Origin of the sequence: Serratia sp. PAMC26656 (assembly GCF_016469055.2) — a bacterium.
GTDB lineage: Bacteria > Pseudomonadota > Gammaproteobacteria > Enterobacterales > Enterobacteriaceae > Serratia > Serratia plymuthica.
Genome location: NZ_CP150486.1, coordinates 637,241 through 650,107, shown reverse-complemented (window position 1 = coordinate 650,107; position 12,867 = coordinate 637,241). Strand labels below are relative to the sequence as shown.

12 protein-coding genes are annotated in these 12,867 nt (G+C 58.3%); 6 read left to right on the top strand and 6 right to left on the bottom strand.

Annotation, left to right across the window (positions count from 1 at the left end):
• The first annotated feature begins 128 nt into the window (after nucleotides 1–128).
• The 4 genes from JEM67_RS03610 to JEM67_RS03595 all read left to right on the top strand — a co-directional run bounded on the left by JEM67_RS03610 (nucleotide 129) and on the right by JEM67_RS03595 (nucleotide 4,110).
• Complete coding sequence (locus tag JEM67_RS03610) at nucleotides 129–776, top strand: helix-turn-helix transcriptional regulator (protein ID WP_199638088.1); 648 nt, start codon at nucleotides 129–131, stop codon at nucleotides 774–776.
• 141 nt (nucleotides 777–917) lie between these two features.
• Nucleotides 918–2,087, top strand: coding sequence for an MFS transporter (locus JEM67_RS03605; RefSeq protein ID WP_199638086.1), 1,170 nt, complete (start codon nucleotides 918–920; stop codon nucleotides 2,085–2,087).
• Between the two features lie 14 nt (nucleotides 2,088–2,101).
• Nucleotides 2,102–3,214, top strand: coding sequence for a class II histone deacetylase (locus tag JEM67_RS03600; protein ID WP_199638084.1), 1,113 nt, complete (start codon nucleotides 2,102–2,104; stop codon nucleotides 3,212–3,214).
• Nucleotides 3,215–3,303: 89 nt separating this feature from the next.
• The gene (locus JEM67_RS03595; RefSeq protein WP_199638082.1) at nucleotides 3,304–4,110 is read left to right on the top strand and encodes an alpha/beta hydrolase; all 807 of its coding nucleotides are present in this window, start codon (nucleotides 3,304–3,306) and stop codon (nucleotides 4,108–4,110) included.
• Between the two features lie 41 nt (nucleotides 4,111–4,151).
• Here JEM67_RS03595 and JEM67_RS03590 read toward each other — a convergent pair whose 3' ends face one another.
• From JEM67_RS03590 to JEM67_RS03580, 3 genes are all read right to left on the bottom strand, one after another.
• Nucleotides 4,152–4,517: a cupin domain-containing protein gene (locus JEM67_RS03590; protein ID WP_199638080.1), complete on the bottom strand. Its 366-nt coding sequence runs from the start codon at nucleotides 4,515–4,517 to the stop codon at nucleotides 4,152–4,154.
• A gap of 21 nt (nucleotides 4,518–4,538) precedes the next feature.
• Nucleotides 4,539–5,840, bottom strand: coding sequence for an NAD(P)/FAD-dependent oxidoreductase (locus JEM67_RS03585; RefSeq protein WP_199638078.1), 1,302 nt, complete (start codon nucleotides 5,838–5,840; stop codon nucleotides 4,539–4,541).
• A 100-nt stretch (nucleotides 5,841–5,940) separates the two neighbouring features.
• Nucleotides 5,941–6,699 (bottom strand): response regulator transcription factor, encoded by a 759-nt coding sequence (locus tag JEM67_RS03580; protein ID WP_199638076.1) that lies wholly within the window; start codon nucleotides 6,697–6,699, stop codon nucleotides 5,941–5,943.
• A gap of 276 nt (nucleotides 6,700–6,975) precedes the next feature.
• Between JEM67_RS03580 and JEM67_RS03575 the strand changes: the two genes are divergently transcribed.
• The gene (locus tag JEM67_RS03575; protein ID WP_013811377.1) at nucleotides 6,976–8,103 is read left to right on the top strand and encodes an iron-containing alcohol dehydrogenase; all 1,128 of its coding nucleotides are present in this window, start codon (nucleotides 6,976–6,978) and stop codon (nucleotides 8,101–8,103) included.
• Nucleotides 8,104–8,361: 258 nt separating this feature from the next.
• Here JEM67_RS03575 and JEM67_RS03570 read toward each other — a convergent pair whose 3' ends face one another.
• Nucleotides 8,362–9,291, bottom strand: a complete 930-nt coding sequence (locus JEM67_RS03570; RefSeq protein ID WP_199638074.1) for a LysR family transcriptional regulator — start codon at nucleotides 9,289–9,291, stop codon at nucleotides 8,362–8,364.
• Nucleotides 9,292–9,551: 260 nt separating this feature from the next.
• On the opposite strand from JEM67_RS03570, the gene JEM67_RS03565 reads away from it, so the two are divergent.
• The gene (locus JEM67_RS03565) at nucleotides 9,552–10,892 is read left to right on the top strand and encodes an aspartate aminotransferase family protein (protein ID WP_199638072.1); all 1,341 of its coding nucleotides are present in this window, start codon (nucleotides 9,552–9,554) and stop codon (nucleotides 10,890–10,892) included.
• A gap of 73 nt (nucleotides 10,893–10,965) precedes the next feature.
• Here the strand turns inward: JEM67_RS03565 and JEM67_RS03560 are convergent, their stop codons facing one another.
• Both JEM67_RS03560 and JEM67_RS03555 read right to left on the bottom strand, forming a co-directional pair.
• Complete coding sequence (locus tag JEM67_RS03560; RefSeq protein WP_199638070.1) at nucleotides 10,966–12,216, bottom strand: phospholipase D-like domain-containing protein; 1,251 nt, start codon at nucleotides 12,214–12,216, stop codon at nucleotides 10,966–10,968.
• A complete protein-coding gene (locus tag JEM67_RS03555; RefSeq protein ID WP_199638068.1) occupies nucleotides 12,209–12,859 on the bottom strand; it encodes a MotA/TolQ/ExbB proton channel family protein in 651 nt (216 codons plus the stop codon). Before JEM67_RS03555 ends, JEM67_RS03560 begins: the two co-directional genes overlap by 8 nt.
• Between the last annotated feature and the right edge of the window lie 8 nt (nucleotides 12,860–12,867).

Here is a 12,867-nt window from a genome sequence, read left to right as displayed (position 1 = left end):
GTAATCAGGCTCACGTTGTTAATATGTTCTTATTGTGTTACTGAATTGCTGCAATTATGCTGACATCGTTCATATATTGAACGACGTATTCTCCAGATCGCAGGGTAGGTAAAGGGGGGAAATGAATCATGCACAGCACATCATCCGATGCCTTTATCAACAGCTGTCTGACCACCATTGCGCATTTGATCCCGGTGTCCGCCGGGGTGTTTTACCTGGTCAATCAAGATCTGCGGCCAGACCACTATATTCTGCACGGCATTTCCGATAAGACGCATCAGCAGTATTTGACCCATTTTCAGCAGATTGATCCGCTTAAACCCGCCAATTTCCATCAGCAGGATATCAGCATGGTCGGCATGAGCCCGGCGGCGATCGCCAATAACCGCCATTATTATCATGACTTTATGCTGCCGAATGACATGCGCGATATGACGGAGATTTTTATCCGTCAGCGTAAACGCATTATCGCCGGGGTGTCTTTGATCCGCGATACGCCGTTTACCGAGCTGGAGCGCGGCCGCCTGCGGGCGGTACTGCCGCTGATAGAACTGGCGACACGCGATCTGCTGCCCGGCGGCGAAGCCCAGTTGCTGACCGCCAAGGAGCAGGAGATCGTCAATATGGTGCGCGAAGGGGCCAGCAATAAACGCATCGCCCTGAAGCTGGGCATTTCACTTTCGACGGTGAAAACCCATATGCGCAACATCTTTGCCAAAACCGAGGTAGTGAACCGCACCGAATTGGTGGCCAGCAGCTTTATTGTCCTGGGTTAATGAATACAGCCATAACGATGGCTTATAACAGGTAAAAATAAACTCGTTAATTATTCGCCATCCATGGCGCGGTTCCCGCCTGCCCTGAATACGGCATCGCGGCGATATCTGATTCAGGTTTAACCTGCGGGGATAATTATTATGTCCAGTGATTCAGTTTCTGTACCCTCAACCGGGGCGGCTATCCCCTGCCCGCCACGGCTGCTGACCGCCATTATTATTTTTGCCGCCATTGCGCCGGGCATCCTGATGACCGCCCCGGCGATAGCGGCGCAGTTGGCCGGCCAGTGGCAGCTCACCCCGGCGCAAATCGGCCACTTGTTTTCGACCGAATTGGGTGCCATGAGCCTGGCTACCTTGCCCGCCTGGTGGTGGATAAGCCGCGTTAACTGGCGCCGGGTCGCTGCGTTGGCGGCAGCGGTGTTTATCGCCGGCAATCTGGCCTCGGCGCTCATCAGCGATTTCACCCTGCTGCTGGGGCTGCGTTTTATCGTTTCGATGGCGGGCGGCACGTTGATGATCCTGTGCATCACCTGCGCGGGCGGCACCGCCAACCCCAGCCGGGTCTACGCCTTCTGGGTGTTGGGCCAACTGGTGCTGGGTGCGGTCGGGCTACTGGTGCTGCCCCCGCTGTTCGCTCATTTCGGCCTGATGGCGGTGTATCTGATTCTGGCGGCCATCATGCTGTGCTGCCTGCCTCTGATCCGCGCCTTCCCAGCCGGGTTTCACCCGACGCACGCAGCGCTGCGCTCCGCCACCTCTCCCTGGTTCCGCAAAGCTTTCGCCGTGCTGGCGGTACTTAGCTTTTATATCAGCCTGAGCGCGGTCTGGACCTTTATCGGCAGTATCGCCGCCGCGGCCGGCCTTTCGCCGGTCAACAGCGGCCAGGTGCTGGCTGCCGCCACCCTGTTTGGCATCGTCGGTGCCGGCAGTGCCGCGTTTATCAGCGCACGCCGCCGTGGCAACGGACTGATTTGGCTGGGCTACGGCCTGCTGATCGCCGGCATTGCGCTGCTGATCCGTGACCCCTTGCTGCTGCGTTTTGCGGTGGCGGCGGTGCTGTTCAAGTTTACCTGGACCTTTGTCCTGCCGTTTATTCTGGCCCGCGTCGCCGGGCTGGATAATAACGGCAAGCTGATGAATAACATCAATTTGGTGATTGGCGGCGGCATGGCGATTGGCCCAACGCTGGCCGGCTACCTGATTGAATCTTCGGGTGGCTTCGACGCCCTGTTGATCGGCGCGCTGGGTTGCGCGCTGCTGTCGCTGTTATTGATTTTGTTAGCTTCACCGCGCGCGACGCGCCATTGACCAGGAGTAAAAAGGTGAAAAGAAAAACCGGTTTCTTCTTTGATGAACGCTGTTTCTGGCACAGCACCGGCTTACATGCCACTACGCTGCCGGTCGGCGGCTGGGTTCAACCCCCTTCGGGGGCGGGCCATGCGGAATCGCCGGAAACCAAACGGCGGATGAAAAACCTGATGGACGTCTCCGGCCTGTCGCGCCGGCTCAGGCTGCTGAGCGCCGAACTGGCCACTGACGAAGACCTGCTGCGCATTCACCCGGCCGGCTATTTGCAACGTTTCAAACAGTTAAGCGACAACGGCGGCGGCATGCTGGGGGAAGAAGCCCCGCTGGGCCCGGGCAGTTATGAAATAGCGAAACTGTCCGCCGGGCTGGCCTGCGCGGCGGTCGAGGCGGTGCTGCAAGGTGAGCTGGACAACGCCTATGCGCTGTCGCGCCCGCCGGGTCACCACTGCCTGCCTGACCAATCGATGGGTTTCTGCTTTCTGGCCAATATCCCGATTGCCATCGAGCGCGCCAAGGCCCAATACGGCCTGGGCAAGGTGGCGGTGCTCGACTGGGACGTGCATCACGGCAACGGCACCCAGCATATCTACTGGCAGCGAGATGATGTGCTGACGCTGTCGCTGCATCAGGACGGCTGCTTCCCGGCCGGCTATTCCGGCGAGCAGGATCGCGGCGCAGGCGCGGGGGAAGGCTGTAACATCAACATTCCGCTGCTGGCCGGTACCGGCGACGACGGCTACCTCTACGCTCTGCGACAGATAGTGATCCCGGCGCTGGAACAGTTTCAGCCTGAACTGATTATTATTGCCTGCGGTTACGACGCCAACGCCATCGATCCCCTGGCACGCATGCAGTTGCACAGCGACAGCTTTCGCAGCATGACCGCGCTGGTGCAAGACGCCGCCGATCGCCTGTGCGGCGGCAAACTGGTGATGGTTCATGAGGGCGGCTACGCCGAATCCTACGTGCCGTTCTGCGGCCTGGCGGTGATGGAACAGCTCAGCGGCATTCGCACCGAAGTGCAGGATCCGCTGCTGGATTTTATCCGGCAACAGCAACCGCGTGATGCCTTCAACCTGTTTCAACGCGACGCCATCGATCGGTTGGCGCAGCAGTTCAAACTGTAGTTTCCCTCTGGGGCGCCGCAGGTTGTGCCCCTACGCCATTGCCGCTACGCTGAATAGGGTTTCCGTTATCCTGCCGATGAGAAAATACTATGTCTGAACAAAAGATTAGCTTTATCAAAGGTGGCCATGGCGATATTGCCGTGCATGACTGGAGCCGCGATCGGCCGCGCTTTCTGGCGCTGCTGGTACACGGTTACGGCGAGCATCTTGGCCGTTATCAGTATGTGGCGCGTACGCTGGAAGCGCACGGCGCGCGGGTGTTTGGCCCCGACCATCTCGGCCATGGGCTGTCACAGGGCGAGCGCGTATTGATTGAGGATTACGACGCCGTAGTCGACGATGTTCACCGCGTAGTAGAGCATTTTCAGCGGCTACACCCAGACGTGCCGCTGGTCGTCATAGGTCATTCGATGGGCGGCATGATCGCAACTCGTTATACCCAGCGTTATCGCGAAGGTATCCGCGCACTGGTGCTATCCGGCCCGCTGATCGGTGAAAGAACCCTGATCTCCGACTTGCTTGATCTGCCCGCTATCCCGAACGAACCGCTGGATACCGCCACTCTGTCACGCGATCCGGCCGTTGGCGAAGCCTATCAGGTCGATCCGTTGGTGTGGCACGGGCCATTCAAACGCCCGACGTTGCGCGCCATGCAGCAGATCCTGGCAAAAATCAACGCAGGGCCGGGTTTCGGCGCGCTGCCTACGCTGTGGATACACGGCGATGACGATCGGCTGGTGCTGATGGCCGAATCGCAGACCGCCATCGATCGGCTGAAGGGCAGCGATTTCGACGCCATGATCAACCCCGGCGGGCGGCATGAGAGTTTTAACGAAACCAACAAAGATCAGATATTGAAGCGGGTCACCGACTTTATCGAGCGGGTGCTGGGATAGCGGATTTCCCCTCTCCCGGCGGAGAGGGGATAACGGTTAGATCAACCTTCGACGATGGCGAGATAGTGTTTTACAAAGCGATCGGAGGTGATTTCCCAGCGCACCGACGTGCCCTTCTCGACAAACCACGAATCCCCGACCTGATACTGCACGGATTTCCCGGTGTTCTCATCGGTCAACGTCGCGGTGCCTTCCCACACGGTAGCGTGTTCGGCAAACGGATACTCCATCACAAAGGTGCCGCGCGTACAGCTGAAAACGCCGCAGTTCAGGTTATCGGTCGGCTCACCGAAAAGAGTCGCTACCCCGACGTTGGGTGAACCTGCGATCACTCTGGCACCCAGATTGCTGACGCTGCCAATCTCCAGCAGTTCAGGCAGCGGCTGTTTAAGCAGTAATGGTTTCATGTCTTTCTCCTCTGATAAGAATTAACGGCGGCCTTTCCAGTAGCCGGATGTCTGGTGCCAAGCCTTGCCGGCGGTGGTCATCACCCGGCGCAGCCGATCTTTGCCGAAGATGTTGACGTGCGGGATCGAACTCATCAGATCGTAACGATCGGATCCTTCGCTCATGCCCTCCGCCAGCACCTTGCAGACGATATGGCTTGGCGTCACGCCAAAGCCGGAATAGCCCTGTACGTAGAACACGTTGTCGTGCTGCGGCAAGGTACCGATCTGCGGGAACAGGTTGGCGCTGCAGCACAGCGGCCCGCCCCAGGCCAGATCGATCTTCACGTCATGCAGGTACGGGAACACTTTCAGCATCAGGTTGCGGTTCCAGGCTTTGAGATCCGCCGGGATGTATTCGATCAAGCGGGTGGCGCTGCCGAACAGCAGGCGGTTTTCATTGGTGACACGGTAGTAATCGATCACCGGGCGAATATCGCTGTAAGCGCCGCGGATCGGGCTGATGCGCCGGATCAACGCCTCGGGCAGCGGTTCGGTCGCCAACTGGAAAGCGTAGGTATTGATGGTTTTACTGTGGATAAACGGCTCCATGCCGTTGAGAAAGCCGTTGCACGCCCACAGCATCTTGTTGGCGCGCACCGAGCCCATGGCGGTGCGGACCTTAATGCGCGAACCGTATTCGACGTTAAGCACGCTGCTGTTTTCGAAGATTTTCACGCCGTAGCCGCTCAATGCCTTGGCCTCGCCCAACAGCAGGTTGAGCGAATGCACGTGCCCGCCACCCATGTGCTTCAATGCGCAACTGTAGGCGTCGGATCCCACCACCTGCTTCACTTCCGCGCCGGTATAAAGTTCGATCTCTTCATTCGGCGATACCGCCTTGAACTCTTTCAGCCAGCTGCGCAGGGTTTTCTCCTGGCGTGCATTGCTGCCAAGGTAGCCGTAACCAAAGCGGAAATCGGCGTCGATAGCGTATTTCTTGATGCGCTCACGGATAATGCCGGCGCCGAGGTTGCTGATTTTGAAGATGGTTTCCAGCCCGGATGGGCCGACGTGGCGTTTGATTTTTTCCAGATCGTGACCGATGCCGGCCATCACCTGCCCGCCGTTACGCCCGGTGCCGCCGTAGCCCAGATGGCGCCCCTCCAGAATGGCGATGTTGGTGATGCCCCGCTCCGCCAACTCCAGCGCGGTATTGATGCCGGAGAAGCCGCCACCGATGATCACCACGTCAACGTCCAGATCGTCTTCCAGCGTCGGGAAGCGCAGATCGTACTTTTTGGTTGCCGCGTAGTAAGTTAACGATTCGATATTATTGTTCACTGCCGCACTCCCGAAGACCCTATGCCCTACAGCGGATTATCGGGAGCGGCCGGCAAAGCCGCCATGTCCCCTTAGGGACATTTGCTACAAAAAATTAACATCATGCGCTGCGGCGGTTCGGCCCGGCCAACAGCAGGTTGAACAGTTCGGCCTGCGAACCGATATCCAGCTTGCCGTAGATGTTCTTGCGGTGGTTTTTCACCGTCCCCAGGCTGATGAACAGCCGGTCGGCAATCTGTTGCGAGCCGCAGCCGCTCAGGATCAGATCGACAATTTCACGTTCGCGCGGGGTCAACAGATAGCGCACCTGCAGGGTTCTGTCCTCAGGCGCATCCGGCAACACCGGCGCGACGACCACTTCGCCATGCAGGCGCGCGATGCTTTTGAGCAGCGTCAACGCACTCCTCAACTCAGCCAACTGCGGATAACGTACCCCTACCGTCTGGCGCGCCGAGCCGAAAAACACCCCCAATCCGCGTTCCGGCGTCAGTGGCAGCAGCACGCCGGCCTCGTCGTGCCAGCCGGTTTTACGGTAGAAATTACGGTAATAGTCAGTGTGATAGAAACCGCATGGCGCCAACTGACGCAGCGAAAACACCTCGCCGCCGCCACCGCCGTTCAGCACCTGGTAAAAAGGATCTTGCAGGTAAGCGCCCTGCTGGTAGATTTGGTTGACCGCGTCGCTGTTTTCTCGCTCGGTTTTGAGCAGGCAACGCGGCGCACAGCCTCGTTCGAAGGCATAAACAATGGCGTTGTCGAAGGCGAAGAAAGCTTCCATCCAGGCCAGCAGGCTGGGATAAAACCTGGGTGTCGCGACCGCGTCAATCACCGCCGATAACCGTTCGACCTGAATATTCATATCCGCCCTCGCCATCATTAACAAATTAACAATTACCTTGTTTCGGATAAAACCGGCAGCGCCATGGCCCGCTTGTTATAAAAAGCATTCAACAGCGCCAAATGCAAGGTTTCGCTTGCTTGCATGTAAAACAAATCACAGCTTCGCCAGATTATGGCACCCCGTCACCCACGGGCCTGGTTAATATGTTAATGAATGGATTTCCGGCAGTGAAAAGCAGTGGTTCCTCCGACGAGGCTGGCTTATGCTGTGGTTTTACCGCGCCAAGGAGAGAACATGACCACCAGCCTGACGATCGCCAACCGGCATACCTGGTTCGGCCACGGCAGTATTAGCCAACTGATCCCATTACTGGCCGCCGATCCCCAGCCGACATTGCTGTTCAGCTGCCGTTCATTCCTCAATGGCGCGGTATATTCCTCATTGGCAGATGCCCTGACGCCGCTGCTGATCGGCACCGAGATCGTCAGCCACGAAGCCTCGCCGCAGGAGATCGACGCCTGGGTCGCACGCTGGCGCGGCAAGGCATTGCGCGTGGTGGCCATTGGCGGTGGCAGCGTGCTGGATGCCGCCAAGGCGTTTGCTGCCTTGGTGGAGCACCCGCTGCCGACGCTGCGCTATATGGAAAAGATCGGCGATACCAAAATCAGCGGCGCCACCCTGCCGTTGATCGCCATCCCGACCACTGCCGGCACCGGCAGTGAAGTGACCCAGAACGCGGTGATCACCGATACTCGGCTCAGCAAGGTGAAAGCCTCGCTGCGCCATAACAACTTTGTGCCGCATACCGCCATCCTGGATCCGCAACTGCTGCAGGGCACACCGGACAAGGTGCTGGCTTACTGCGCCATCGACGCTTTTACCCACCTGTTCGAAGCCTATCTGTCCAAAACCGCCAGCGCCATGACGCGCGAGATGTCACTGACCGGCATCCGCCATTTCCTGGATGCCTGGCCGGCGCTCAACCGCAGCGATCGCGCCCGTGAAGCCATCATGCAGGCCTCTTACCTGGGCGGGCTGACGCTGAGCGCCGCCGGGCTGGGGGTGATCCACGGCATTGCCGGCGAGATTGGCGCGCTGCACGATTACCACCACGGCCAGGTCTGCGGCCGCCTGCTGTTGCCGTTCCTCGAACTGCTGGCGCAAAGCGAGCAACCGCAACAGCGCGCGCTGATGAGCGATCTGGCCGCACGGCTGTTCCCCGAACAGCAAGACAGCCCGGAACGCTATCTGATCGAGTTTATTACCCGCAACGCCATCGCGCCGTTCTGGCAGGATGACCTGCCGATTTCCGGCGACGAACTGGCGGTGACGCTGGAAAAATCCAACAGCAAGAACTCATTGATCGACTATACCGCCGCGCAACGGCAACTGATGATCGAAGGCGCATTCCGCGTCGAATGATAATATAATGAGATCAAAGCAATAGCGGGAGATCGGAAATGGGTATCATCAGCTGGATTTTCACCGGCATCGCCATTGGCATTCTGGTTGGCGTGCTGCTAAAGATCTTCGGTAAGAAGAAAAAGCAGTAAGCGGATTTTAAAGGCCGGCAGCGCCGAAAGCCTGTTCGAATAAACCGCCTTTACGCAGCAGGTAACGGCGGTTTTGAGCAATTGATAAGCAATTTTTGGCAAGGCGTCGAAGGCCAGGAATAAGCGTTCATCCCCCCTCATGCGCCGCCAGCAGGCAGTCGTGGAATACCTTCACCACCCGTTGCGGGCTGGGTGAACGCCGTACCACACAGGAATATTCACAGTGGTAGCGGAACAACTCCGGTTTGATCGCCCGCATCATATTCTGCGCGACGAAAAACGCCGCATAGTGGTCGGGAAGAAAACCGACATACTTGCCGGAGAGGATTAAGGTCGCTATCGACTCCTGAGCAAAACCCGTCGCCTTGCGCTGCAAATGCTGCTGCAAACTTAACGCCATATTCGGTGAATGGTAGCCCAATCCTGCAAAGGCATAATGGTGCAACAGATCCCAATTCAGCATGTCGTGATGAGCGGAAAATAACTCATGCTGCGTACCGCAATATAAGAACATCCTCTCATTGAATAAAGAATTATAAGATAAACTTTCCGCATTGCGGTGCATGGGAATAACGCCAATCTGAAACTGCCCGTCAATAACGCCACGCTCAATGGTATTTATCGGCTCCACGTACATTTGCAAAGACACGTCCGGCGCACGCTCGCTGAATAACGCAATTGCCCGGCCGATGTGCGCCTGCGGATTACTGACCGTATGATCAAATATTGCCACGTGCAGCTGGCCGCCCATGCGTCGATGCACGTCATCCACCCCACGGCGAAAAGCCTCGGTGGCCGCCAGCAGGTTGATGGTTTCCTGGTAAATCAACAGCCCTTCGTCGGTGACGGCGAAGCCTTCCCGCCCGCGTTGGCACAGCGTCAGCCCCAACCTTTGCTCCAGATCCTTGATATGTTTGCTGATGGTCGACAGGCTGATATTCAGCTCCAGCTCGGCGGCGCTCATTCCTCCGCAGTCGACCACCGCTTTAAACACCCGCAGCAACCGCAGATCCATATCCGACAACTGCCCTAAAAGCGCGCGTTTTTTTACTTGCATAAAACCTTAAGTAAGTTTCGACATATGATTATTCACATTAGTGAAGAAGCGGAACATAGTCAATTTCACACAAAAATTCATTAACACGTTTATTTATACCCTATAGCTTTTAATTTGCGGCCAGGCGGCCAACTCGCTCATCCCCAGGCGCTTACTCAAGTCAGTAACTGGGGTGAGCGAGTGAAAATAACAACGCTGTAACTTAAAAGATGACGGGTATATTTAATTAACCGTCCCTATTCTCCTACCCGGAGGGAAAAATGGCTGATTTAAATCCCCGCGAAAATAAACCCGATCGTGAATGGTTAGAAGCACATTGGATGCCATTTACCGGCAACCGTAATTTTAAAGCCAACCCGCGAATGATCAGTCACGCTGAAGGCGCTTATTATACCAGCCAGGATGGGCGTAAAATCTTTGACGGTTTATCCGGCCTATGGTGCTGCGGATTAGGCCACGGCCGCCAGGAAATTGCCGATGCGGCCCACCGTCAACTTTCTCAGCTGGATTATTCCCCGGCGTTTCAATTCGGCCACTCATTATCCTTCGAACTGGCGAATAAAATTAAGTCCATGACACCGGCCGGGCTGGATTATGTATTTTTCACCGGATCCGGATCCGAAGCGGCGGACACCTCGTTAAAAATGGCACGCGCCTACTGGCGGGCCAAAGGCCAGGCAGGAAAAACCTGTTTTATCGGCCGTGAAAAGGGCTACCACGGCGTTAACTTTGGCGGTATTTCGGTGGGCGGCATCGCCGGTAACCGCAAGGCTTTTGGTGCAGGGGCGGAAGCGGACCACCTGCCGCATACCCTGCTGGCGGGTAACGCCTTTTCGCGCGGCATGCCCGCGCAGGGCGCCGAACTGGCGGAAGAGCTGAACCGAATTATCGCGCTGCGCGATGCGTCGACCATCGCGGCCGTGATTATCGAGCCCTTCTCCGGCTCCGCCGGGGTGATAGTACCGCCAATCGGTTATCTGCAACGTATCCGTGAAATTTGCAGCCAAAACAACATTCTGCTTATTTTTGACGAAGTGATCACCGCCTTCGGCCGCTGTGGCGCGTTGACCGGCGCCGAGGCGTTCGGCGTCACGCCGGACATCATGAACATCGCCAAACAGGTGACCAACGGCGCGCAGCCGATGGGGGCGGTGGTGGTCCAACCGGCGGTTTACGATGCCTTCATGCACACCGACGAGCCGGAGTACCTGCTCGAATTCCCGCACGGTTATACCTATTCCGCCCACCCGGTCAGCTGTGCCGTGGGGCTGGCGACGCTGGATATCATTGAGCGCGAACAGATGATCGAACGGGTACAGGCATTGGCTCCCTATTTCGAACAGGCGGTACATGGCTTGCAAGGCTGCAAGCACGTCACCGATATCCGCAACGTTGGCCTGGCGGCAGGCATCACGCTGGCGGCACGGCCAGGGGAAGCGGCGCGCAGGCCATATGAAGCGGCGATGCACTGCTGGGAAAACGGGTTTTACGTCCGCTATGGCGGCGACACCCTCCAACTGGCACCGCCGTTTATCAGCAGCGAGGCGCAGATCGACTCGCTGATCAACGCCCTGGGCGACGCCCTCAACGCAACCGAATAAGGAGCGAATGCCATGCCCATTTCACATTGGATCAACGGCCAGCCCGCCGCCGGCACCCGCAGCCCACGATAAATCAGGACTCGCCACCCGGCTTGGGTGCCGGATAGTCGTAATCCAGTTTCAGCGGTTCGGCGTAAACGCTGTCCCACAGCTGGCTGTAGAGTGTGTCCAGCCGCTGGCTCATCGCCGGGTTGTGCAGCACCAACTCCAGATTGCGCGAGTTATCCAGATAGCCGCCGGTCCAGTTGCTGGTGCCCACCCAAGCGGTTTCGCCGTCGATAGTCATCAGCTTGCTGTGGATCACCCGCGCGAATGGGATAAACCCGTGGCTTGCCGGCGGAATGGTCACCACCTTTATCTGCACGTTCGGCACCAGCGCCAGGCTTTTCAGCCAGGCGATATCGGGTTTTTTGGTGTTCCAGTTGGCCACCATCAGCTCAATCTGCACGCCACGCGCGGCGGCGCTGCGCAGGGCATTGTCGATGACCGCGTAATAAGGCCGGCTGCGTTCGGGGCCGTAAGACAACGGCGCATAATCCATCACCTGCACCCGCACTCGTTGTTTGGCGCTCGCCAGCAGGCGCGGCAACTCAACCTGCGAGTCAATCACGCCGGCCGGGTTATAGGCGCGCGGGCTGGCGACCAGATAGTTGCCCTGCGGCGTTGCCGCCGTGGGCTGATACGTCAGCTGCGGCACCGGTTTATCCGCCGTCAGCAGCGCCTGCGCCCGCCAGTCCTGCTCGAAGATCGCCTGAATCTGCCCGACAACCCCGGCATCGCTGATGCGCAGCCCGGTTTCATGAATATGCTCCAGCGCCCGCCAGTCGAAGTTCTGGCTGCCGACAAACGCCTGCTCGCCGTCCACCAGCAGGTATTTGGCATGCAGGATGCCACCGCTCAACCGCCGGTAAGGAATAATCCGCAGCTCCAGGTTGGGGATCGCCTTCAGCTGTTCCAGCGTCTCCGGGGTGGAGAGACGAATCCCCTTCTCTTCCATCAGAAAACGGATTCTCACCCCGCGCTCGCCCGCCGCTTTCAGATGTTGCAGCACGCCGTCCAGCAGCGAACCCTGTTGGTTCGCCACGTAGAACTGACCCAGATCGATGCGGGTTTTGGCCGCATCGAACATCTGCTGCCACACCTCGGCGGTGTTGCGCAGGTCATCCGCCTGCAACGCAGTTTCCACCGGCGCGGTATACACCAGCTCGTAGCCGGGAATATCAAAACGCGCCGCCGCACTCTGGCTCAACATCAACAGACAGCTACCCCATAACGCAGTGTAAAGGCGGCCTAATGGCCGCCGTGGTTGACGGCCATTAGGCATAGCGCGGTGCCTCACTGTCAACCCATTGCTCGCGGCTGCCGTTTTCCGGCCGGCTGGCCGGCGCACCGGCGCGGATCAACAGCACCTTCAACAGTTCGTTGATGCGCTCCATGCGGCTTTGCAGGTAGTTGTTGCCCACCAGACACAGCAGCGCAATGGCGATCCCCAGCCCGGTGGCGTACAGCGCGGTGCCCATGCCGGCGGACACCAGACTCGGCTCCGACACCCCGGAAGCGGCCAGCGCCTTAAAGGTTTCGATAATCCCCATCACCGTGCCCAGCAGCCCCAGCAGCGGGGCGGCGGTGACGATGGTTTCCAACAGCCACAGGCCACGCGCCATCAGCGGTTTGCTCAACAGGTACTGCGCGTCGACCAGATCGCCTATCGCTTCACGGTCACCGGCGCGGTGCTTCTGCTCCAGTACCGGCGCGATCACCGCCAGCGGCAGGCTGTTGCGCTGGGTCAGTTCGTCCGGCAGATCGGCGGCGCGATGCACGTCCGGCGTCAGTGCCTGCTCCAGTCGACTCGCCTGGCGTTGGGTGTAGGCGAAATACAGCGAGCGTTCGATAATGATCACCAGCGCAATCGCCAGCGCGGCGTACATCACGTAGAAAATAATGTCGTGCAATAAATTGGCATTCATAACATACC